The sequence below is a fragment of the Serratia sp. szju genome (assembly GCF_044594185.1).
GTDB lineage: Bacteria > Pseudomonadota > Gammaproteobacteria > Enterobacterales > Enterobacteriaceae > Serratia > Serratia bockelmannii.
Genome location: NZ_CP172576.1, coordinates 4,693,157 through 4,715,164, shown reverse-complemented (window position 1 = coordinate 4,715,164; position 22,008 = coordinate 4,693,157). Strand labels below are relative to the sequence as shown.

Annotated in this window: 16 protein-coding genes; 11 read left to right on the top strand and 5 right to left on the bottom strand. The window is 57.9% G+C overall.

Features of this window, described 5'->3' with window-relative positions; all coding sequences use genetic code 11:
* Positions 1–36 precede the first annotated feature (36 nt).
* A complete protein-coding gene (gene serS, locus RE418_RS22345; protein WP_089180737.1) occupies positions 37–1,329 on the top strand; it encodes a serine--tRNA ligase in 1,293 nt (430 codons plus the stop codon).
* A gap of 51 nt (positions 1,330–1,380) precedes the next feature.
* Here serS and RE418_RS22340 read toward each other — a convergent pair whose 3' ends face one another.
* Complete coding sequence (locus tag RE418_RS22340) at positions 1,381–1,746, bottom strand: DUF1801 domain-containing protein (protein ID WP_049208013.1); 366 nt, start codon at positions 1,744–1,746, stop codon at positions 1,381–1,383.
* 163 nt (positions 1,747–1,909) lie between these two features.
* On the opposite strand from RE418_RS22340, the gene RE418_RS22335 reads away from it, so the two are divergent.
* Positions 1,910–3,061: an MFS transporter gene (locus tag RE418_RS22335; protein ID WP_004928291.1), complete on the top strand. Its 1,152-nt coding sequence runs from the start codon at positions 1,910–1,912 to the stop codon at positions 3,059–3,061.
* Between the two features lie 49 nt (positions 3,062–3,110).
* On the opposite strand, the gene pflA is transcribed toward RE418_RS22335, so the two are convergent.
* The 4 genes from pflA to ycaO form a co-directional block, all read right to left on the bottom strand.
* Positions 3,111–3,851, bottom strand: coding sequence for a pyruvate formate lyase 1-activating protein (gene pflA / locus RE418_RS22330; RefSeq protein WP_016928325.1), 741 nt, complete (start codon positions 3,849–3,851; stop codon positions 3,111–3,113).
* A 280-nt stretch (positions 3,852–4,131) separates the two neighbouring features.
* Positions 4,132–6,414 carry a formate C-acetyltransferase gene (gene pflB / locus RE418_RS22325; protein ID WP_049208015.1) on the bottom strand — a complete coding sequence of 761 codons (2,283 nt, stop codon included), beginning with the start codon at positions 6,412–6,414 and terminating at the stop codon, positions 4,132–4,134.
* Between the two features lie 54 nt (positions 6,415–6,468).
* A complete protein-coding gene (gene focA, locus RE418_RS22320) occupies positions 6,469–7,329 on the bottom strand; it encodes a formate transporter FocA (protein WP_399675574.1) in 861 nt (286 codons plus the stop codon).
* Between the two features lie 461 nt (positions 7,330–7,790).
* Positions 7,791–9,554, bottom strand: a complete 1,764-nt coding sequence (ycaO, locus tag RE418_RS22315) for a 30S ribosomal protein S12 methylthiotransferase accessory factor YcaO (RefSeq protein ID WP_025302273.1) — start codon at positions 9,552–9,554, stop codon at positions 7,791–7,793.
* A 148-nt stretch (positions 9,555–9,702) separates the two neighbouring features.
* On the opposite strand from ycaO, the gene ansB reads away from it, so the two are divergent.
* The 9 genes from ansB to lpxK all read left to right on the top strand — a co-directional run bounded on the left by ansB (position 9,703) and on the right by lpxK (position 22,006).
* The gene (gene ansB / locus RE418_RS22310) at positions 9,703–10,749 is read left to right on the top strand and encodes an L-asparaginase 2 (RefSeq protein ID WP_043137688.1); all 1,047 of its coding nucleotides are present in this window, start codon (positions 9,703–9,705) and stop codon (positions 10,747–10,749) included.
* 302 nt (positions 10,750–11,051) lie between these two features.
* On the top strand, positions 11,052–12,137 hold the full coding sequence (serC, locus tag RE418_RS22305) for a 3-phosphoserine/phosphohydroxythreonine transaminase (RefSeq protein WP_049295335.1): 1,086 nt from the start codon (positions 11,052–11,054) through the stop codon (positions 12,135–12,137).
* Between the two features lie 114 nt (positions 12,138–12,251).
* On the top strand, positions 12,252–13,538 hold the full coding sequence (gene aroA / locus RE418_RS22300; protein WP_089180738.1) for a 3-phosphoshikimate 1-carboxyvinyltransferase: 1,287 nt from the start codon (positions 12,252–12,254) through the stop codon (positions 13,536–13,538).
* Between the two features lie 262 nt (positions 13,539–13,800).
* Positions 13,801–14,490 carry a (d)CMP kinase gene (cmk, locus tag RE418_RS22295; protein ID WP_028127992.1) on the top strand — a complete coding sequence of 230 codons (690 nt, stop codon included), beginning with the start codon at positions 13,801–13,803 and terminating at the stop codon, positions 14,488–14,490.
* Positions 14,491–14,674: 184 nt separating this feature from the next.
* Positions 14,675–16,348 carry a 30S ribosomal protein S1 gene (rpsA, locus tag RE418_RS22290; RefSeq protein WP_004928267.1) on the top strand — a complete coding sequence of 558 codons (1,674 nt, stop codon included), beginning with the start codon at positions 14,675–14,677 and terminating at the stop codon, positions 16,346–16,348.
* Between the two features lie 62 nt (positions 16,349–16,410).
* Positions 16,411–16,695: an integration host factor subunit beta gene (gene ihfB, locus RE418_RS22285; RefSeq protein WP_004928264.1), complete on the top strand. Its 285-nt coding sequence runs from the start codon at positions 16,411–16,413 to the stop codon at positions 16,693–16,695.
* Between the two features lie 315 nt (positions 16,696–17,010).
* Positions 17,011–19,242: a ComEC family protein gene (locus RE418_RS22280; RefSeq protein ID WP_233494399.1), complete on the top strand. Its 2,232-nt coding sequence runs from the start codon at positions 17,011–17,013 to the stop codon at positions 19,240–19,242.
* Positions 19,243–19,277: 35 nt separating this feature from the next.
* Positions 19,278–21,026 (top strand): lipid A ABC transporter ATP-binding protein/permease MsbA, encoded by a 1,749-nt coding sequence (gene msbA, locus RE418_RS22275; RefSeq protein ID WP_025302279.1) that lies wholly within the window; start codon positions 19,278–19,280, stop codon positions 21,024–21,026.
* Positions 21,026–22,006: a tetraacyldisaccharide 4'-kinase gene (gene lpxK, locus RE418_RS22270; RefSeq protein ID WP_089180740.1), complete on the top strand. Its 981-nt coding sequence runs from the start codon at positions 21,026–21,028 to the stop codon at positions 22,004–22,006. The genes msbA and lpxK overlap by 1 nt, the downstream gene beginning before the upstream one ends.
* Positions 22,007–22,008: the final 2 nt, after the last annotated feature.

Genomic DNA, 22,008 nt, shown 5'->3' with positions numbered 1-22,008 from the left:
AACACTTCTTTCAATAACAACAAGCACAGGATTAGCATGCTCGATCCCAATCTGCTGCGTAATGAGCTAGACGCAGTCGCCGTCAAACTGGCTCGCCGAGGCTTTAAACTCGATCTGGATCTGCTGCGTTCGCAGGAAGAACGCCGCAAAGTTCTGCAGGTAGAAACTGAAACGCTGCAAGCGGAACGCAACTCCCGATCGAAATCCATCGGCGCGGCCAAAGCGCGTGGGGAAGACATCGAGCCGCTGCGTCGCGAAGTGAACGAGCTGGGTGACAAGCTGGATGCCGCCAAGGCAGAGCTGGACACGCTGCAGAGCGAGATCCGCGATTACGCCTTGACGCTGCCTAACCTGCCGGACGACGCCGTGCCGGATGGTAAAGACGACAGTGAAAACCTGGAAGTCGCCCGCTGGGGCGAACCGCGCCAGTACGACTTCGCGGTGCGCGATCACGTCGATCTGGGCGAAATGGCCGGCGGGCTGGATTTTGCCGCCGCGGTTAAGCTGACCGGTTCGCGCTTCGTGGTCATGAAGGGGCAAATCGCCCGCATGCACCGCGCGCTGTCCCAGTTCATGCTGGATCTGCACACCGAGCAGCACGGCTACCTGGAGGCCTACGTGCCTTACCTGGTCAACCACGCCACGCTGTACGGTACCGGCCAACTGCCGAAGTTCGGCGAAGACCTGTTCCATACCCGTCCGCTGGAAGAAGAAGCCGACAGCAGCAACTACGCGCTGATCCCAACGGCGGAAGTGCCGCTGACCAACCTGGTGCGCGACGAGATCGTCGAAGAGGAAACTCTGCCGCTGAAGATGACCGCGCACACGCCATGCTTCCGTGCGGAAGCCGGTTCTTACGGCCGTGACACCCGCGGTTTGATCCGCATGCACCAGTTCGACAAGGTCGAAATGGTGCAGATCGTCCGTCCGGAAGATTCGATGGATGCCCTGGAAGAGCTGACCGGCCATGCGGAAAAAGTGCTGCAGCTGCTGAACCTGCCTTACCGCAAGGTGCTGCTGTGCACCGGAGACATGGGCTTCGGCGCCTGCAAGACCTACGATCTGGAAGTGTGGCTGCCGGCGCAGAACACCTACCGCGAGATCTCGTCCTGCTCCAACATGTGGGACTTCCAGGCGCGCCGCATGCAGGCTCGCTGCCGCAGCAAGGCCGACAAGAAGCCGCGTCTGGTCCACACGCTGAACGGTTCCGGCCTGGCGGTCGGCCGTACGCTGGTGGCGGTGCTGGAAAACTACCAGCAGGCCGACGGTCGCATTCAGGTGCCTGAAGTGTTGCGTCCTTATATGGGCGGCCTGGAATACATCGGCTAAACGGCAAACCACGAAAAAAGCGCCTGCGGGCGCTTTTTTTATGTCGAGAATTCAGCCCGTCGCCAGCGCATAAGCCTGTTGAATGTAGTCCGCCAGATGCTTGCTTTTCACCTCGTCGGGCGAGTGGAGCTTGATGTGCCGCCGATACTGGCCGCTGCCTTCGAGCTGGTGATAACGATCTTCCAATCGGTAGCCGTGGCCGAACTCCACTGTGACGTGGTGGCGATAGGCGAAAACGCCGCAGAAAAATTGGCTATGCGAGAACATGATGCCGCCGTATTTGACCGATTCGGTGACGCCGTTGCCGCTCGCCGCAGCAATCCGCCGCACCTGCTGCATAATGGCCAGCAGCTCACCGTGCGTGCTGCCGATGTCCGCCAGCAGGGCCTCTACCGCCGCATCATTTTCCTGACTCATCTTGCTTCTCCGTCGTCAAATTCGCTCTGCGCTGAGCATAGCGCTTTTTCAGCCGGTTAGCCGGAAACAAATCGTGCGGTGGAATGATAAGAGGCGATTGACTTTTTTATCGCCAGTGGCATGATGCGCGCACTCTCATTGCGCGTTCGGTCACAATTTCACTATGTCCGCATACTCCCGCCCAGTGCTCCTATTGCTCTGCGGCCTTTTGCTGCTCACGGTATCCATTGCCGTTTTGAATACGTTAGTGCCGCTTTGGTTAACCCATGCTCAGCTGTCAACCTGGCAGGTGGGAATGGTCAGCTCCTCTTATTTCAGCGGTAACCTGTTGGGCACGTTGGTGGCGGGCAAACTGATCCAGCGCGTCGGCTTCACCCGCAGCTATCATCTCTCTTGTTTGCTGTTCGCCGCCGCGACCGCCGGCATGGTGCTGTCGATCGATTTCTGGAGCTGGCTGGGCTGGCGCTTCTTCGCCGGCGTCGGTTGCGCCTGGATCTGGGTGATCGTGGAGAGCGCGCTTTTGCGCAGCGGCAATTTGAGCAACCGCGGCCAGCTGCTGGCGGCCTATATGATTGTCTATTACCTCGGTACGGTGACCGGCCAATTACTGTTGAGCATGACCTCGACCGAATTGCTGCATGTGGTGCCGTGGGTGACCGCGATCGTGATCAGCGCCATGTTGCCGATGTTGTTCGCGCGGGTAAACCGCCATGAAGACGAGCCGCAGCAGGCGGCGGTATGGACAATGTTGAGACGCCGCAGCGCGCGCCTGGGCATCAACGGCTGCATCATCTCCGGCATTGTGCTCGGTTCGCTGTATGGCCTGATGCCGCTGTATCTCTCTCATCAGGGCATGAGCGACGCTAACGTCGGTTACTGGATGGCGCTGTTGGTCAGCTCCGGCATCGTCGGCCAATGGCCGGTCGGGCGCCTGGCCGATCGTTACGGGCGCCTGCTGGTGCTGCGCATTCAGGTGTTCGTGGTGATCCTCGCCAGCGTGGCGATGCTCGGCAACTACGCCATGGCGCCTTCGCTGTTCATCCTCGGCTGCGCCGGCTTTACCCTGTATCCGGTGGCGATGTCCTGGGCCTGCGAGAAGGCGCTGCCGCACGAACTGGTGGCGATGAACCAGGCGCTGTTGATGAGTTACACCATCGGCAGCCTGCTGGGCCCGTCGATGACGGCGCTGCTGATGCAAAACTACTCCGACCGTGTGCTGTTCGTGATGATCGCCGCCGTAGCGCTGGTTTACCTGCTGATGCTGCTGAAAAAGCAGAAGCCGGATCACCACCACACGCCGTTCGCCGCCGCCTGAGCATAAAAAAACCGGCCATGAGCCGGTTTTTTCTTTTGGCGTGCGCCAATCAGTAAATCACTTTGTGACCGTAGCTTTCCAGGATGCCTTTGACGCGATCCATGGTCTCGGCCTTCGGCGGATGCACGCCGTCCAGTTTGTACTCTTCCCCCATCGCTATCCATTTGTGCTTGCCCAGCTCGTGGTAAGGCAGCAGCTCGATTTTCTCGATGTTGGTCATGTCTTTGGTGAACTCGCCCAGCAGGTGTGCCGATTTGTCATCATCTGACCAGCCCGGCACCACCACGTAACGGATCCAGGTGCGTTGGTTACGTTTCGCCAGGTAGCGGGCGAATTCCAACGTGCGGTGGTTGGAGACGCCGACCAGATTCTGGTGGATATCGTCGTTCATCTGTTTCAGATCCAGCATCACCAGATCGGTGGTGTCCAGCAACTCGTCGATCACCGGATCGTAGCGGCGCACGAAGCCATTGGTGTCCAGGCAGGTATTGATGCCTTCGGCATGGCAGGCGCGGAACCAGTCGCGCACGAATTCAGCCTGCAGGATCGCCTCGCCGCCGGACGCGGTCACGCCGCCGCCGGAAGCGTTCATGAAGTGGCGGTAGGCCACCGCGTCTTTCATCAGCTCTTCGACGGTCACTTCTTTACCGCCGTGGGTGTCCCAGGTGTCGCGGTTATGGCAATAGAGGCAGCGCATCAGGCAGCCCTGGAAGAAGACGATAAAGCGGATCCCGGGCCCATCGACGGTGCCGCAGGATTCGAAGGAGTGGATGCGACCAGTTACTGACATTGCGGGGTTTTCTCCAATATTGACTGTCAAACGCAGTCTAAAAATAGGCGCGTGGCCGCCGGCCAGGTATCTGCGATGCAGCAGCGGGTGGAGCCGCCACCGGGGGTAATGATGCCTGTCGGCCGGTCAGTTGCCGGATAACTGTTTTGCCGGCTATCCATTCAGTATAGATGTCCGGCAAAACAGACTCGCACAGAGTCAGGGGAGAGCGGTGGAAGAAAAGGGCCGGCAGAACCGGCCCTGTCGTTGGCACCGGGCGGTTTCCCGCCCGGTTGGCGTATTACATCGTTTGAGTGAAGGTACGAGTAATGACGTCCTGCTGTTGCTCTTTGGTCAGCGAGTTGAAGCGCACGGCGTAACCGGAGACGCGGATGGTCAGCTGAGGGTATTTCTCAGGGTTTTCCATCGCGTCCAGCAGCATTTCACGGTTCATTACGTTGACGTTCAGGTGCTGACCGCCTTCGATGGAGGCTTCATGATGGAAGTAACCATCCATCAGGCCCGCCAGGTTGGCTTTCCGCACGTCGTCGTCTTTACCCAGCGCGTTAGGCACGATAGAGAAGGTGTAGGAGATCCCGTCTTTCGCGTAGGCAAACGGCAGTTTGGCTACCGAGGTCAGGGAGGCTACTGCGCCTTTCTGGTCACGGCCGTGCATCGGGTTGGCGCCTGGGCCGAACGGTGCACCGGCGCGGCGGCCATCCGGGGTGTTACCGGTTTTCTTACCGTATACCACGTTGGAGGTGATGGTCAGTACGGACTGAGTCGGTACCGCGTTGCGGTAGGTGCGCAGTTTCTGAATTTTCTTCATGAAACGTTCCACCAGGTCACAGGCGATGTCATCGACGCGGGCGTCGTTGTTACCGAACTGTGGATACTCGCCTTCCACTTTAAAGTCGATAGCCAGGCCGTCTTCGTCGCGAATGGTGGTGACTTTCGCGTACTTGATGGCGGACAGGGAGTCGGCCGCAACGGACAGACCGGCGATGCCGCAAGCCATGGTGCGATAAACGTCACGGTCATGCAGCGCCATCAGCGCAGCTTCGTAGCTGTACTTGTCGTGCATGTAGTGAATGATGTTCAGCGCGGTCACGTACTGCTTGGCCAGCCAATCCATAAAGTGGTCCATGCGGGCCATGACTTTGTCATAGTCCAGCACTTCGTCCATCATCGGCGCTTCTTTCGGGCCGACCTGCATTTTCAGTTTCTCGTCAACGCCGCCGTTGATGGCGTAAAGCATGGTTTTCGCCAGGTTGGCGCGGGCGCCGAAGAACTGCATTTGCTTACCGACGATCATCGGGCTGACGCAACAGGCGATGGCGTAGTCATCGTTGTTGAAGTCAGGACGCATCAGGTCGTCGTTTTCGTACTGTACGGAAGAGGTGTCGATGGACACTTTCGCCGCGAATTTCTTGAAGTTCAGCGGCAGCTTCTCAGACCACAGGATGGTCATGTTCGGCTCCGGAGACGGCCCCATGGTGTACAGGGTGTTCAGGAAGCGGAAGCTGTTTTTGGTGACCAGGGTACGGCCGTCGACGCCCATACCGGCCAGGGATTCGGTCGCCCAGATTGGGTCGCCGGAGAACAGTTCATCGTACTCAGGGGTACGCAGGAAGCGCACCATACGCAGTTTCATCACCAGGTGGTCGATCAGTTCCTGCGCTTGCTCTTCGGTCAGTTTGCCCGCCTTGATGTCGCGCTCGATGAACACGTCGAGGAAGGTGGACACGCGGCCGAAGGACATGGCGGCGCCGTTCTGGGATTTCACCGCGGCTAGGTAGCCGAAGTAGGTCCACTGTACCGCTTCTTGCGCATTAGTGGCCGGGCCGGAAATGTCGTAACCGTATTTGGCGGCCATCTCTTTGATCTGAGCCAGAGCGCGGTGCTGTTCAGCGATCTCTTCGCGCAGCTGGATGGTCATTTCCAGATCTTCGCCGTTTTCCAGTTTTTCCTGCAGCGATTTGAACTGGTTCAGTTTGTCGGCCATCAGGAAGTCGATACCGTACAGCGCAACGCGGCGGTAGTCGCCGATGATGCGGCCGCGGCCGTAGGCATCTGGCAGACCGGTCAGCACACCGGATTTACGGCAATTCAGGATGTCTTTGGTGTAAACGTCGAATACGCCCTGGTTGTGGGTTTTACGGTATTCGGTGAACACTTTTTTCAGCTGCGGATCCAGTTCGCGGCCGTACACTTTGCACGAACCTTCGACCATTTTGATGCCGCCGAACGGGATCAGCGCGCGTTTCAGAGGCGCGTCGGTCTGCAGACCTACGATGGTTTCCAGCTCTTTGGCGATGTAACCCGCGTCGTGAGAAGTGATGGTTGCAGCAACGTTGGTGTCGAAATCAACCGGCGCGTGAGTGCGGTTTTCCAGTTTGATCCCTTCCATAACCTTGTCCCACAAGGTGGTGGTGGCTTGAGTTGCGCCAGCCAGGAAGGATTCGTCACCTTCATAAGGCGTGTAGTTTTTCTGGATGAAGTCACGAACGTTGACTTCATTCTGCCAGTCACCCTTGCTGAAACCTTCCCAAGCGTTGGCTAATTTCTCGTTAAGTTCGGTCATTGTACACCTACCTTTGATTGTGGATTTCTAACTCTGCACGCGGTAACTCACAGCTTAGTGCTGTTCGCGACCCCCGCGCAGATAAATTACCCAGTAAGTCAACCCAACCAGCAGACCGCCGCCGATGATGTTACCAATGGTGACCGGAATCAGGTTGTCGATGATGAAGTTGCTTACTGTCAGATGAGCGAATTGCTCAGGTACCGCCCCTACGGCTTGCCAGAATTCCGGCGTGGCGAAGTGTTTGACCACGATGCCCATAGGGATCATAAACATGTTGGCGATGCTGTGTTCGAAGCCGCTGGCGACAAACATACCGACCGGCAGCACCATGGCGAGCATCTTGTCGGTCAGGGTACGGCCGGAGTAGCTCATCCAGACCGCCAGGCAGACCATCAGGTTAGCCAGAATGCCGAGGCAGACGGCTTCGATAAAGGTGTGATGCAGCTTGTGGTCTGCGGTTTGCAGAACATTCAGGCCCCACTGGCCGTTGGCGACCATATACTCGCCGGAGAACCAGATCAGCGCCACGAATAACAGCGCGCCGACCAGGTTGCCGAGATAAACGTTCAGCCAGTTGGCGCCCAGTTGGCCCCAGCTGATGCGGCCGCTGGCCTTGGCGATGACGATAAGCACGGTAGAGGTGAACAGGTCGGCGCCCGATACCACCACCAGCATTAACCCGAGAGAGAAGCAGATGCCGCCGACCAGTTTCGCCAGCCCGAAAGGCACGCCGGCGGTGCCGGTGGTCGCCGTGATGTAGAAAACGAAGGCGATGGAAATGAAGACACCGGCGGTGATCGCTAAATAAAACGTTTTCAGCGGATGTTTGGTGGCTTTATACACGCCGGCATCTTCAGCGATTTTCGCCGTTGCCGCAGGTAAAATCAGATCGAATGGGCTGTCAGTTTTCAAACTAACTCTCGCTCTTAAGGGTTAAAACAACGCAATGAGATACTAGCAAAGCAGTATAGGGGAAAATTTGATTTGGATCATAAGGCGGGGAAGTAGAGCGCCCAAATGACGTGTTTTTTGTGTGGTTTTTATGGTTAATTTATTGATTTTTAAATGAAAACATTTTTTTAATGTTTGCAATTTTTTTTGAATTCACCGGGTGGGCGGCGTGGAGTAAAGTTAAATTTTTAGGCGTTTTGTCGCCGTGCAGCGCTGAAAGTTTAATTGTCGGTTAATTATTATTTCACCGTCCGGTAACAATTGGCGGTTTATTTATTTTTATGGTCGTTTAACCGCCTACTTCCCGGCGAAAAAATAAAACCGAATGCGTTGAAATAAACCGCAAAAATGAAAACGCCGCAACGGAGTGCGGCGTTTGGTAACTGGGGTACTCTCAAAGTGGCAGTATCCCCTGATGATGCTTAGGCCTTGGCCCAGTGGCGGCGTTTGGCCGCCTGCAGCTTCTCGTAGGCCGCCAGCAGCGCCTGATGGGCCGGCAGCGCCTTCAGATCGGCATCGACGGCGAACAGCCCGTTGAAGCGCTCTTCACCGCTGATGGCGGCCGAGGCCGCGTCCACCGCTTCCTGGCCGTACATTTTCACGAACGCGGTGTAGTATTGCGCCGCTTCGCGCTCAGGCTCCTGCGCCAGCAGCAGCAGCGTTTGCAGGCAACGGTAGTAGTTGCTGCGCGCCGGGCTCAGCACCGAGGCGTTGAAGTCCTGCGTCCATTCGGTCCAAATCAGCGCCTGATCCAGATCGCCGCCCGCCAGCGCCAGCATCGACTTCAGCTCGCCCACGCGCAGGGTATGCCAGGCGTTGTCTTTGCCGCTGGCAATACCCAGCAGTTCGCGTACGCGAGTGAAATCGTCCAGCCCTTCGTCGTCCAACTGCTCGATCAGCGCCAGGTATTCTTCCGGCTCCCACTCGCTGCCCGGCAGCGCCAGCAGCGTATCGCGCAGGTGCGCGCCCATGCTGTTGTTGGCCAGCAGCAGGTCTTCTGCCGGGTAGATATCGGACATGCCCGGCACGATGATGCGGCAAGCGTAGACGCCCAGGTGCTCGTAGTCGGCGATGTACACTTCCGCGTCTTCTTTGTCGAAGATGCTCATCAGGGTGGCGAACTCTTCCTGCGTGCTGCCGCTGAAGCTCCAGTCAACGAACGGATAGTCCGCATCCTGCTTGAACAGATCCCAGGAGATCAGGCCGCTGGAGTCGATGAAGTGCGTTTCCAGGTTGGTGTGTTCCGCCACTTCTTCGTCATCGAAGGTCGGTGCGGTGAACACGTCGAGATCTTTCAGGCTGCGGCCCTGCAGCAGCTCGGTTACCGTGCGCTCCAGCGCCACGCCGAAGTCCGGGTGCGCGCCGAACGAGGCGAAGCAGGTGCCGTTGGTCGGGTTGAACAGCACCACGCAGATCACCGGGTAGTTGCCGCCCAGCGAGGCGTCGTAGGAGAGGATCGGGAAACCTTCCTCTTCCAGCTTGGCGATGGCTTCCACCACGCCCGGGTAGCGGTTCAGCACTTCGTCCGGGATCGCCGGCAGGCTGATGGATTCGGCGATGATGCGGTTTTTCACATAGCGCTCGAACACTTCCGACAGGCCCTGCACCCGCGCTTCGTTGGCGGTGTTGCCGGCGGACATGCCGTTGGAAACATACAGGTTGCCGATGATATTCATCGGAATGTACACGGTTTGCTGGTCGGACTGACGGGTAAACGGCAGCGCACACACGCCGCGATCGGCATTACCGGACTGCAGATCGACAAGATCGCTGGCGCTCAGCTCTTGCTGCGGATCGTAGAAGGCGTGCAGACGCTCGTCGAGGATGCCGGCCGGCAGCGTATCGTCCGCCGGGATCGGGAACCATTTCTCATTCGGGTAGTGCACGAAGTCGCCTTCGGCGATCTGCCGGCCCAGATAGAAATCGGCGAAGAAGTAGTTGGTGGACAGGCGCTCGAAATATTCACCCAGCGCGGAGGCCAGCGCGGCTTTTTTGCTGGCGCCTTTGCCGTTGGTGAAGCACAGCGGGCAATCGCGATCGCGAATGTGCACCGACCACACGTGCGGCACTGGATTCAGCCAGGAGGCTTCTTCGATGTTGAAACCGAGGTCGCTCAGTTTCTGCTGGAAACGGGCGATGGAGTCTTCCAGAGCGGCGTCTTTACCGGGGATAAAAGTTTGCGTCATTGTCTTCACTTTTTGCGCGTACTAAAAACGCGCAATGATACGGGGTTTTACGCTGGAGCTCCACGTATTCCTAAATCGGTGGCAAAGTCACAGTTTTTTTAAGGATAAAGGCCATAATTCAGCGAGTTATCTGTCACGGAGAAATCTAATGAAATCAGTGAAACTCAGCGTGTTAACCCTCTTGTTGACCGGCGTCAGCGCCTCGGCGCTGGCGCTGCCCAACATCACCCTGCTGGCGACAGGCGGCACCATCGCCGGTGGCGGCGATTCGGCGACGAAATCCAACTATACCGCGGGCAAGCTGGGCGTCGAGGCGCTGGTCGATGCGGTGCCGGCGCTGAAAGATATCGCCAACGTGCAGGGGGAGCAGGTGGTGAACATCGGCTCGCAGGACATGAACGATCAGGTCTGGCTGACGCTGGTGAAGAAAATTGACGCCGACTGCGGCAAAACCGACGGCTTCGTCATCACCCACGGTACCGATACGCTGGAAGAGACAGCCTATTTCCTCGATCTGACGGTGAAGTGCGACAAGCCGGTGGTGCTTGTCGGGGCGATGCGGCCGGCGACGGCGATGAGCGCCGATGGCCCGTTCAACCTGTATAATGCGGTGGTGACGGCGGCGGATCCGCAATCGGCCAACCGCGGGGTGCTGGTGGCGATGAACGACACCGTGCTGGACGCGCGCGACGTCACCAAGACCAATACCACCGCCGTGCAGACCTTCCAGTCGCCGAACTTCGGCCCGCTCGGGTATATCCACAACGGCAAGGTCGATTACCAGCGCTCACCGCAGCGCAAGCATACCCGTGATACGCCGTTCGACGTCAGCAAGCTGAACGAACTGCCGAAGGTCGGCATCGTCTACAACTACGCCAACGCCTCCGATGCGCCGGTCAAGGCGCTGATCGCCGAAGGGTACCAGGGCATCGTCAGCGCCGGGGTCGGCAACGGCAACCTGTATAAAACGGTGTTCGACACACTGGCGACGGCGGCACACAACGGCGTGGCGGTGGTGCGTTCTTCGCGCGTACCGACCGGCGCCACTACCGAAGATGCGGAAGTGGACGACGCCAAGTACGGCTTCGTGGCCGCCGGCACGCTGAATCCGCAAAAAGCGCGCATTTTGCTGCAGCTCGCGCTGACGCAAGCCAAAGACGCGAAGCAAATCCAGCAGATGTTCAATCAGTACTGATCGTTTTCTCTCCTGCGGGGGCCGACCGGGTTCCCGCAGCCATCTCGGCTGAATACAGCATAAAGCACCGCGTTAACCCGCTGAATTTCCCCATGTCGCAGGGTTTTATCGTCCAAACAATCGCGATGGCCGCAGAGCCTGTCATCACCCGGCGCGACCGTTTGCCGCCGGCGGGCGAATAAGCGTTGCAGCCATGGGGCGTGAGTGATAAAACCGATGGGTTGGTTAACGCGAGCGTTAACTTCGGGCATCTTTTCGACAGGTCGCTTTTCTGCGGCGAACAGTGAATGTGGTGAGGGGAAATGACTCAGGTTTATAATTTTAGCTCTGGCCCGGCGATGCTGCCGGTGGAAGTGTTGCGTCGTGCGGAACAGGAACTGTGCAACTGGCACGGCCTGGGCACGTCAGTGATGGAGATCAGTCACCGCAGCAAAGAATTCATCGCCGTTGCCGAGCAGGCGGAACAGGATCTGCGCGATCTGCTGAAAGTCCCCTCCAACTATAAGGTGCTGTTTTGCCACGGCGGCGCCCGCGCACAATTCGCCGCGCTGCCGCTGAACCTGCTGGGCGACAAGGTCACCGCTGACTATATCGACGGCGGCTATTGGGCGCACAGCGCCATCAAGGAAGCAGAAAAGTATTGCGCTCCGAACGTCATCGACGTGAAAACCCGCATCGACGGCCTGAGCGGCATCAAGCCGATGAAAGAGTGGCAACTCAGCGCCGACGCGGCTTATGTGCACTATTGCCCGAATGAGACCATCGACGGCGTGGCCATCGATGAAACGCCGGACTTCGGCGATAAAGTGGTGATCGGCGATTACTCCTCGACCATCCTGTCCCGCCCGCTCGACGTCAGCCGCTTCGGCGTGATTTACGCCGGCGCGCAGAAAAATATCGGCCCGGCCGGCCTGACGCTGGTGATCGTGCGTGACGATCTGCTGGGCAAGGCGCGCAAAGAAGTGCCGTCGATCCTCGACTACACCGTGCTGGCCGAGAACGATTCGATGTTCAACACCCCGCCGACCTTCGCCTGGTACCTGTCCGGGCTGGTGTTCAAATGGCTGAAAGAGCAGGGCGGCCTGGTGGAGATGCAAAAACGCAATCAGGCCAAGGCCGAGCTGCTGTACGCGACCATCGATAAATCCGACTTCTACCGCAGCCAGGTGGCGATCGCCAACCGCTCGTGGATGAACGTGCCGTTCCAACTGGCCGATGCGGCGCTGGACAAAGTGTTTCTCAGCGAAGCCGAGGCCATCGGCCTGCAGGCGCTGAAAGGCCACCGGGTAGTTGGCGGCATGCGCGCTTCTATTTACAATGCGATGCCGCTGGCCGGCGTGCAGGCGCTGACCGACTTCATGGCCGACTTCGAACGTCGTCACGGTTGATTCCGTCAGCCCGCCAGGCGCGGGCTGCCTCAGGCTGTTGTCCTTTTGCATTAAAGCGGCTCCGGCATTATTCCGGAGCCGTTTCGTTTATCAGAATTGGAGAGTTTTGTTCACATGGTGGATTCCCTGACGTTACAACCGGTCGCCCTGGTCAATGGCACCGTCAACTTACCCGGCTCGAAGAGCGTTTCTAACCGCGCTCTGCTGCTGGCGGCGCTGGCGAAAGGCACGACCCGGCTGACTAACCTGCTGGACAGCGACGACGTGCGTCATATGCTGAACGCGTTGCAGGCGTTGGGTGTGAACTATCAACTTTCCGCCGATCGTACCGTGTGCGAAGTGACCGGCGTGGCCGGGCCGCTGGTGGCCGGCCAGCCGCTGGAACTGTTCCTCGGCAACGCCGGTACGGCGATGCGCCCATTGGCGGCGGCGCTGTGCCTCGGCGAAGGCGACGTGGTGTTGACCGGTGAACCGCGCATGAAAGAGCGCCCGATCGGCCATCTGGTGGACGCGTTGCGCCAGGGCGGGGCGCAGATTGATTATCTCGAGCAGACCGATTACCCGCCGATTCGCCTGCGCGGCGGCTTCCTGGGCGGCGACGTCACCGTTGACGGCAGCGTCTCCAGCCAGTTCCTGACCGCGTTGCTGATGACCGCGCCGCTGGCGCCGCAGGATACGCAGATCCACATCAAGGGCGAGTTGGTTTCCAAGCCGTACATCGACATCACGCTGCATCTGATGCGTACCTTCGGCGTATCGGTGAGCCACGACAACTACCGGGTGTTCCATATCCAAGGGCGCCAGACGTATATCGCGCCGGGCGATTATCTGGTTGAGGGCGACGCTTCTTCCGCCTCCTACTTCCTGGCGGCGGCGGCGATCAAAGGCGGCACCGTACGCGTGACCGGCATCGGCCGCAAAAGCGTGCAGGGCGATACCAAGTTCGCCGATGTGCTGGAGAAAATGGGCGCGCGCATCACCTGGGGCGACGATTTCATCGAGTGCAGCCGCGGTGAACTGCACGGCATCGACATGGACATGAACCACATTCCGGACGCGGCGATGACTATCGCCACCGCGGCGTTGTTCGCCGAGGGGCCGACCACCATCCGCAATATCTACAACTGGCGGGTGAAGGAGACCGACCGTCTGGCGGCGATGGCCACCGAACTGCGTAAAGTGGGGGCGGAAGTGGACGAGGGCGCAGACTACATTCACGTCGTGCCGCCGGCCAAACTGCAGTTTGCCGAGATCGGTACCTACAACGATCACCGCATGGCGATGTGCTTCTCGCTGGTGGCGCTGTCGGATACCCCGGTCACCATTCTCGATCCGAAATGCACCGCGAAAACCTTCCCGGATTATTTCGAGCAGTTGGCGCGCATCAGCCAGCCGGCGTAGTAACCCGTCAAATCGTTTATTTTAAGGCCCCTTTGTGGGCCTTTATCGTTTTTAACCTTCGGCGACCGGCGTTTCTTCTATACTTTTTCGCGGTTGTGCGCTTATTTTCAACAACCGGACAGTTCCAGGGTAACAGATTGCCGTAGGGCAGCGTATAATACGCCACCGTATTTGCCCCTGATTGGGCAGGTGGCAGAGCGCACGGGCTTCGAGTCGAAGCGCGCCGTGTCTCTGTGAGGTTTTCTACCTGAAGGAGAGAGAAATGACGGCTACAGCCCCGGTGATAACCGTTGATGGACCAAGTGGCGCAGGCAAAGGCACGCTGTGTAAAGCGTTGGCCGAGTCCCTTGGTTGGCGTTTGCTGGATTCCGGCGCGATTTATCGCGTGCTGGCGCTGGCGGCGTTGCATCATCAGGTGGATATCACTTCTGAGGAAGCGCTGGTTCCGCTGGCCGCACATCTCGACGTTCGCTTCGTTGCCCAGGACGGCAAGCTGCAGGTGATTTTGGAAGGTGAGGACGTCAGCAATGAGATCCGCACCGAAACCGTCGGCAACACCGCGTCGCAAGCGGCGGCGTTTCCGCGCGTGCGCGAGGCGTTGCTGCGCCGCCAGCGCGCATTCCGCGAAGCGCCCGGCCTGATTGCCGACGGTCGCGATATGGGCACGGTGGTGTTCCCGGACGCACCGGTCAAGATTTTCCTCGACGCCAGCTCGGAGGAGCGCGCACACCGCCGCATGCTGCAGTTGCAGGAAAAGGGCTTTAATGTTAACTTTGAACGTCTTTTAGCCGAGATAAAGGAACGGGACGACCGTGACCGTAATCGGCCTATCGCGCCTCTGGTGCCTGCTTCTGACGCCCTCGTGCTGGATTCTACCAGCATGTCGATCGAAGAAGTGATCCAGCAGGCGTTGACGTATGCACAGAAAGTGTTGGCGTTGCCGCAGCAATAAGCGCGGCGGCGCTATTGGCTTTTTGTCATATTTGTCATAGCGGTATCGCAATATATCGGGTAAAATTTTACCCCTGTAACCTTAAACCCTGTCGGCATGGAGCCAATGGCGGGGTATGTGAAACAACCCCATTCGGCGGGACGCTAAATGGACGTTAAACTAAAGAACCCTGAAGATTAACAACATGACTGAATCTTTCGCTCAACTCTTTGAAGAATCCTTAAAAGAAATCGAAACCCGCCCGGGTTCCATCGTTCGTGGCGTCGTTGTTGCTATCGACAAAGATATCGTACTGGTTGACGCCGGTCTGAAATCTGAGTCTGCCATCCCGGCTGAGCAATTCAAAAACGCCCAGGGCGAGCTGGAAATCCAGGTTGGTGACGAAGTTGACGTTGCTCTGGATGCTGTTGAAGACGGCTTCGGTGAAACCCTGCTGTCCCGTGAGAAAGCTAAGCGTCACGAAGCTTGGATCACGCTGGAAAAAGCCTACGAAGAAGCTGAGACTGTAACCGGTGTTATCAACGGCAAAGTGAAGGGTGGCTTCACCGTCGAGCTGAACGGCATCCGCGCGTTCCTGCCAGGTTCCCTGGTTGACGTGCGTCCGGTACGTGACACTCTGCACCTGGAAGGCAAAGAGCTTGAGTTCAAAGTCATCAAGCTGGATCAGAAGCGCAACAACGTTGTCGTTTCTCGCCGTGCGGTTATCGAATCCGAGAACAGCGCTGAGCGCGATCAACTGCTGGAAAACCTGCAGGAAGGCATGGAAGTCAAAGGTATCGTTAAGAACCTCACTGACTACGGTGCATTCGTTGATCTGGGCGGCGTAGACGGCCTGCTGCACATCACTGACATGGCTTGGAAACGCGTTAAGCACCCAAGCGAAATCGTCAACGTTGGCGATGAAATCACTGTTAAAGTGCTGAAGTTCGACCGCGAGCGTACTCGTGTCTCCCTGGGCCTGAAACAGCTGGGCGAAGATCCATGGGTTGCTATCGCGAAACGTTACCCAGAAGGCACCAAGCTGACTGGTCGTGTAACCAACCTGACTGATTACGGCTGCTTCGTAGAAATCGAAGAAGGCGTTGAAGGTCTGGTACACGTTTCTGAAATGGATTGGACCAACAAAAACATCCATCCGTCCAAAGTTGTTAACGTGGGCGACGTAGTGGAAGTGATGGTTCTGGACATCGATGAAGAACGTCGTCGTATCTCCCTGGGCCTGAAGCAGTGCAAATCCAACCCATGGCAGCAGTTCGCAGAGACCCACAACAAGGGCGACCGCGTTGAAGGTAAAATCAAGTCTATCACTGACTTCGGTATCTTCATCGGCCTGGACGGCGGCATCGACGGCCTGGTTCACCTGTCTGATATCTCCTGGAACGTTGCAGGCGAAGAAGCAGTACGTGAATACAAGAAAGGCGACGAAATCGCTGCGGTTGTTCTGCAAGTTGACGCAGAGCGCGAGCGTATCTCCCTGGGCGTGAAGCAGCTGGCTGAAGACCCATTCAATAACTACCTGTCTATGAACAAGAAAGGTGCTATTGTTACTGGTAAAGTCACTGCAGTTGACGCCAAAGGTGCTACAGTTGAATTGGCAGGCGGCGTAGAAGGTTACCTGCGTGCATCTGAAGCCTCTCGCGACCGCATTGAAGATGCAACTCTGGTTCTGAACGTAGGTGACGAAGTTGAAGCTAAATTCACCGGCGTTGACCGTAAGAACCGCGTTGTAAGCCTGTCCGTACGTGCTAAGGACGAAGCTGACGAGAAAGACGCCATCGCAACTGTTAACAACAAACAGGAAGAAGGCAACTTCTCTAACGCAATGGCTGAAGCTTTCAAAGCGGCTAAAGGCGAGTAATGACGGGGGGCGGTTTCTGACCGCCCCGATACGGTAGTTTAGCTGCAAAGCTTGGAGGTACTATGACCAAGTCTGAACTTATTGAAAGACTTGCTGGCCAGCAATCTCATATTCCGGCGAAGGCCGTTGAGGATGCAGTGAAAGAGATGCTTGAGCACATGGCCGCTACGCTGGCCGAGGGCGAACGCATTGAGATCCGCGGATTCGGCAGTTTTTCTCTTCACTACCGTGCCCCGCGTGTAGGTCGCAACCCGAAGACCGGTGACAAAGTTGAGCTGGACGGCAAGTACGTTCCTCACTTCAAACCAGGCAAAGAGTTGCGTGACCGCGCCAATATCTATGGCTAGTCGCTGACTGCTCATAGCGTTGTTGCTTGAAAAGAATATAAAACGGTGCCTTTAAGGCGCCGTTTTTTTTCGCCTGCGGTTCTCCCTGCTCCGCTTAGGAATTGCGCACCGCGCCGCATTTACGATGTGGATCCTGCATAGATCTCTCTTATCCTGCCATGTTCACCGCATCTTCATTAAAGCCCGCTGGCGGTGACATGTCGGCTGAATGATCCTGCTTGCTTGCCATGACGCGCTTTTGCTCATGGCGGAGCCGATGGGAGAAGAGCGATCAAAATTTCGCTGGATCTGGCGATATTCGCCGTTATCTGCGGCATCCTGCCGCTGCTGGTTTTACCGCAGTTGCCTGAGCAATGGCAGCTGTGGCCGATGCTGCTTGTTGCCGGTTTACTGCTGCGCATCCGTTGGCCGTTTTGCCGTTATTTGGCCTGCCTGGGATTGGGGTTCGCGTGGGCGGTTTTCAACGCCGGAAGCCTGATTGGGCAAGTGGAGCGCTTAAGTCGCGGGCCGGATGTGACGGCGGTGGTGCAGGTTAGCAGCATCGCGCTGAAGCCCGCCGCCAGTAAACAGGCGCTGATGCGCATCGAGCGGATAGATGGTCATTGGTTGGTACCTGCATTGACGTTTACCACGCTATGGGCCCCTGAGCAGCAGCGCCTGTGCGCCGGGCAGCGTTGGCAATTGAAACTGCGTTTGCGGCCGGTGCATGGCAAACTCAATGAAGGCGGCTTCGACAGCCAACGTTGGGCGATCGCGCAGCGCCAGCCGTTAACTGGCCAAGTTAGGCTGGCTCGTTTGCTGGATGGCGATTGCGGCCTACGCCAGCGCATAATCAGCCATGCGGAAACCAATATCGGCGAGCTGCGTTACAAGGCAGTATTGCTGGCGTTGGCATTTGGGGAGCGAACCGCTCTGGAGCAGGCTTTACGCATGCTGATGTTGAAAACCGGCATCGCGCACTTGATGGCAATCTCAGGGTTGCATGTGGCGATGGTCGCCATCTTGTTCTGGGTTACATTGCGTGCGCTGCAGCTTTTTCTTCCTTCTCATCTAATTGGCTATCGCTTTCCGCTGGTCGCGGGCTGGCTGGCGACGCTGATCTATGTCTGGTTGGTAGGCGCCCAGCCGCCGGCGGTGCGCACCGCGTTGGCGATGACGCTGTGGATGCTGCTACGCTTGCGCGGCGTCCATTGTTCTGCTTGGCAAGTGTGGCTGTGGTGTGTCGGGCTTATTTTACTGTGCGATCCGCTGGCGGTCTTGTCAGACAGTTTCTGGCTGTCGGTACTGGCGGTGGGGTGCCTGATTTTTTGGTTCGAATGGGCACCGCTCGGCGAGCGATTCCGATCGGCCTGGTATTGGGCACCGGTGCGTTGGCTGCATATTCAGCTCGGTATGACGTTGCTGCTGGTGCCGATGCAGGCCGCGCTGTTTCTGGGCCTGACGCTGACCTCGCTGCCGGCCAATTTGTGGGCGGTACCGATTGTCTCATTGGTGACGGTGCCGCTGATTTTGCTGGCGGTGATGTTCGGTTTCTTCCCTTCGTTAAGCTACGGACTATGGTGGCTGGCGGACTTCACGCTGCAGTGGGTATTTGTACCTCTGAATTACCTGCAACGTGGTTGGGTGGATTTGGGGGCGGCTTCGCTGTTGGCCAGCGCGGCGGGATGGCTCATCGTCGTCTGTTGGCGCTTTCATTGGTGGTGGCGTTATGCGTCGGGACTGGCGACGATAGCGATATGCTGCGTGCTGTGGCGGGAAAAAGAACCGACTTACCGCTGGCGAGTCGATATGCTTGATGTCGGGCACGGTTTGGCGGTGGTCATTGAACAAAACGGTAAGGGAGTACTGTATGATACCGGCGATCGTTGGCCGGGTGGCAGTGCCGCCGAGCGGCATATTTTGCCAATGCTGAACTGGCGGGGTATTGAACTGGAACAGATCATTATCAGCCATGACCACCTCGATCATACCGGTGGGGCACCTGCTGTGCGGCGGATGTTTCCACAGGCTACGGTGCGCAGCCCGATGCGCGGGGAGGGGCACTTGCCCTGCGTCGCCGGTGAGCGCTGGCGCTGGCAGGCGTTGCAATTCGAGGTGCTGTGGCCGCCGAAAACGCGTAAAAAGCCGGGCAATGACGACTCTTGCGTGATCCGTATTGACGACGGGAAATACAGTCTGTTGCTCACCGGCGATGCGGAAAAAAAAGCGGAGGCGCAGCTGCTCCGGTTACGGCGCGATCGCTTGGCGGCTACGGTGTTGCAGGTGGGGCACCATGGCAGCAGAACCTCCTCCACGCCGCCGTTTCTGCGCGCGATCAATCCTCAGGCGGCATTGGCGTCAGCATCTCGTTACAACAAATGGCGTTTGCCGGCGCGCAAAGTGGTCGCCAGATACCGGGCAAATGGCATTATATGGCGCGATACGACGCGCTCCGGCCAGTTATCGGTACTTTTTTTCGACAATGATTGGCAAATTAAAGGCTTTCGCGAACAATTAATGCCCCGTTGGTACCATCAGCGGTTTGGCGTAGAGGGTGATAATGAGTAAAATAGGCCGCTATTTCTTCCGATGCTGGTATTTGCATGATGAATGATAAAGATCTCTCGACCTGGCAGACATTCCGTCGACTCTGGCCGATGATCACTCCTTTTAAGACCGGGCTGATTGTGGCCGCCATTGCGTTGATTATGAACGCAGCGGGGGACACGCTGATGCTGTCTCTGCTTAAACCGCTATTGGACGATGGGTTTGGAAAAACCGACAGCAGCGTGCTGGTGTGGATGCCGTTGGCCGTCATCGCGCTGATGTTGATGCGCGGCGTAACCAGCTTTGTTTCAAGCTACTGCATTTCCTGGGTTTCCGGCATGGTGGTGATGCAGATGCGTCGCCGCCTGTTTGGTCACATGATGAGGATGCCGGTGGCCTTCTTCGATCAGCAGTCCACCGGGACTTTGCTGTCGCGCATTACCTATGATTCCGAGCAGGTAGCTTCCTCCTCGTCCAGCGCGCTGGTGACCGTGGTGCGTGAAGGGGCTTCGATCATTGGCCTGTTCATCATGATGTTCTACTACAGCTGGCAGCTGTCGGTGATCCTGATCGTGCTGGCGCCGATCGTCTCCATCGCTATTCGCCTGGTCTCCAAGCGTTTCCGCAACATCAGCAAGAACATGCAGAACACGATGGGGCAGGTGACCACCAGCGCCGAACAGATGCTGAAAGGCCATAAAGAAGTGCTGATCTTCGGTGGCCAGCAGGTGGAAACCGAGCGCTTTAACTCGGTCAGCAACCGCATGCGTCAACAGGGCATGAAACTGGTTTCCGCGTCTTCGATTTCCGATCCGATCATTCAGCTGATCGCTTCGCTGGCGCTGGCGTTCGTGCTGTTTGCCGCCAGCTTCCCAAGCGTGATGGCAACCCTGACCGCCGGTACCATTACCGTGGTGTTCTCATCGATGATCGCGCTGATGCGCCCGCTGAAGTCGCTGACCAACGTCAATGCCCAGTTCCAACGCGGGATGGCGGCATGCCAGACGCTGTTCTCCATTTTGGATATGGAACAGGAAAAAGACACCGGCACCCGCGAAGTGAAGCGTGCGAAAGGCGATATCGAATTCCGCAACGTCACTTTCTACTACCCATCCAAGGAAACGCCGGCGCTGCGTGATATCAACCTGAAAATCGCCGAAGGCAAGACCGTCGCCTTGGTGGGCCGTTCCGGTTCGGGTAAATCCACCATCGCCAACCTGTTGACGCGTTTCTACGATATCCAAGAAGGCGAAATCCTGATGGATGGCCACGATTTGCGCGAATATACCCTGGCCTCGCTGCGCAATCAGGTAGCGCTGGTCTCGCAAAACGTGCACCTGTTCAACGACACCATCGCCAACAACATTGCCTATGCACGCGAGAGTGAATACAGCCGCGAGCAGATTGAGAAAGCGGCCGAAATGGCGTACGCAATGGACTTCATCAACAAGATGGAGAACGGCCTGGATACGGTGATCGGTGAGAACGGCGTAATGCTGTCCGGCGGCCAACGTCAGCGTATCGCCATCGCGCGTGCGTTGCTGCGCGACTGCCCGATCCTGATCCTGGATGAGGCGACCTCTGCGCTGGATACCGAGTCCGAGCGGGCCATTCAGGCTGCGCTGGACGAGTTGCAGAAAGACCGTACTTCATTAGTGATCGCGCACCGCCTGTCGACGATTGAGAAGGCGGACGAGATCCTGGTGGTGGAAGATGGTCGCATTGTTGAACGCGGCGAACACACCGAGTTGCTTGAACGGCAGGGCGCCTATGCGCAACTGCACCGCATGCAGTTTGGTCAATAATGATTGAGCGCATCTGGTCCGGCGGTTCGTTGCTTTATCTGGCGCTGCTGCCGCTCTCCTGGCTGTATGGCCTGTTCAGCTGGCTGATCCGCCTCAGTTACCGCTGCGGCCTGCGTAAAAGTTGGCGTTCGCCGGTGCCGGTGGTGGTGGTGGGTAATCTCACCGCCGGCGGCAACGGCAAAACGCCGATGGTGATCTGGCTGGTGGAACACCTGCAGCAGCGGGGCTACCGCGTTGGGGTGGTGTCGCGCGGCTACGGCGGCAAGTCGGCGGTCTATCCTCTGGTGCTGGGTCAGAATACATCGACCCGCGAGGCGGGGGATGAGCCGGTGCTGATTTATCAGCGTACCGGGGCGCCCGTGGCGATCGCGCCCAAGCGCGCCGAGGCGGTGCAGGCTCTGCTGCAACAACAGCCGCTGGATGTGATCATCACCGACGACGGCTTGCAGCACTATGCTTTACAGCGTGACTTCGAGCTGGTGGTCATCGACGGTGTGCGTCGGTTCGGTAACGGCTGGTGGTTACCAGCCGGACCGATGCGTGAGCGTGCTGCGCGGCTTGGCAGCGTCGATGCGCGTGTCGCCAATGGCGGCGTGGCGCAGGCCGGAGAAATTGCTATGCGTCTGCAGGCGCGTGACGCAGTGAACCTGCTGAGCGGTGAACGTCGTCCGGCGGCCGAGCTGCCGCGCGTGGTGGCGATGGCGGGTATCGGCCATCCGCCGCGTTTCTTCGCGACGTTGGAAAAGCTGAACGTCGAGGTGGTGCAGGAAGTGGCGTTTGCCGATCATCAGGAATATCAGCAGGCACAGCTGGCGGCGTTGGTTACCGCAGAGCAAACGCTGCTGATGACGGAGAAGGACGCGGTAAAATGCCGCGCCTTTGCCCAGCCTAATTGGTGGTATTTACCGGTTGATGCGGTGCTACCTTCCGCTCAGGCTGAGCAACTGCTGCAGGATATCGAATCTCTACTGGCTAAGTAACC

What these genes read in the sequence shown, in the direction of transcription:
- cmk (WP_028127992.1), top strand. Translation starts at nt 13,801, where the DNA reads ATGACGGCTACAGCCCCGGTGATAACCGTTGATGGACCAAGTGGCGCA.
- RE418_RS22340 (WP_049208013.1), bottom strand. Translation starts at nt 1,746, where the DNA reads ATGAGTCAGGAAAATGATGCGGCGGTAGAGGCCCTGCTGGCGGACATC.
- msbA (WP_025302279.1), top strand. Translation starts at nt 19,278, where the DNA reads ATGATGAATGATAAAGATCTCTCGACCTGGCAGACATTCCGTCGACTC.
- serC (WP_049295335.1), top strand. Translation starts at nt 11,052, where the DNA reads ATGACTCAGGTTTATAATTTTAGCTCTGGCCCGGCGATGCTGCCGGTG.
- rpsA (WP_004928267.1), top strand. Translation starts at nt 14,675, where the DNA reads ATGACTGAATCTTTCGCTCAACTCTTTGAAGAATCCTTAAAAGAAATC.
- lpxK (WP_089180740.1), top strand. Translation starts at nt 21,026, where the DNA reads ATGATTGAGCGCATCTGGTCCGGCGGTTCGTTGCTTTATCTGGCGCTG.
- pflA (WP_016928325.1), bottom strand. Translation starts at nt 3,851, where the DNA reads ATGTCAGTAACTGGTCGCATCCACTCCTTCGAATCCTGCGGCACCGTC.
- ycaO (WP_025302273.1), bottom strand. Translation starts at nt 9,554, where the DNA reads ATGACGCAAACTTTTATCCCCGGTAAAGACGCCGCTCTGGAAGACTCC.
- ihfB (WP_004928264.1), top strand. Translation starts at nt 16,411, where the DNA reads ATGACCAAGTCTGAACTTATTGAAAGACTTGCTGGCCAGCAATCTCAT.
- aroA (WP_089180738.1), top strand. Translation starts at nt 12,252, where the DNA reads ATGGTGGATTCCCTGACGTTACAACCGGTCGCCCTGGTCAATGGCACC.
- serS (WP_089180737.1), top strand. Translation starts at nt 37, where the DNA reads ATGCTCGATCCCAATCTGCTGCGTAATGAGCTAGACGCAGTCGCCGTC.
- ansB (WP_043137688.1), top strand. Translation starts at nt 9,703, where the DNA reads ATGAAATCAGTGAAACTCAGCGTGTTAACCCTCTTGTTGACCGGCGTC.
- RE418_RS22335 (WP_004928291.1), top strand. Translation starts at nt 1,910, where the DNA reads ATGTCCGCATACTCCCGCCCAGTGCTCCTATTGCTCTGCGGCCTTTTG.
- pflB (WP_049208015.1), bottom strand. Translation starts at nt 6,414, where the DNA reads ATGACCGAACTTAACGAGAAATTAGCCAACGCTTGGGAAGGTTTCAGC.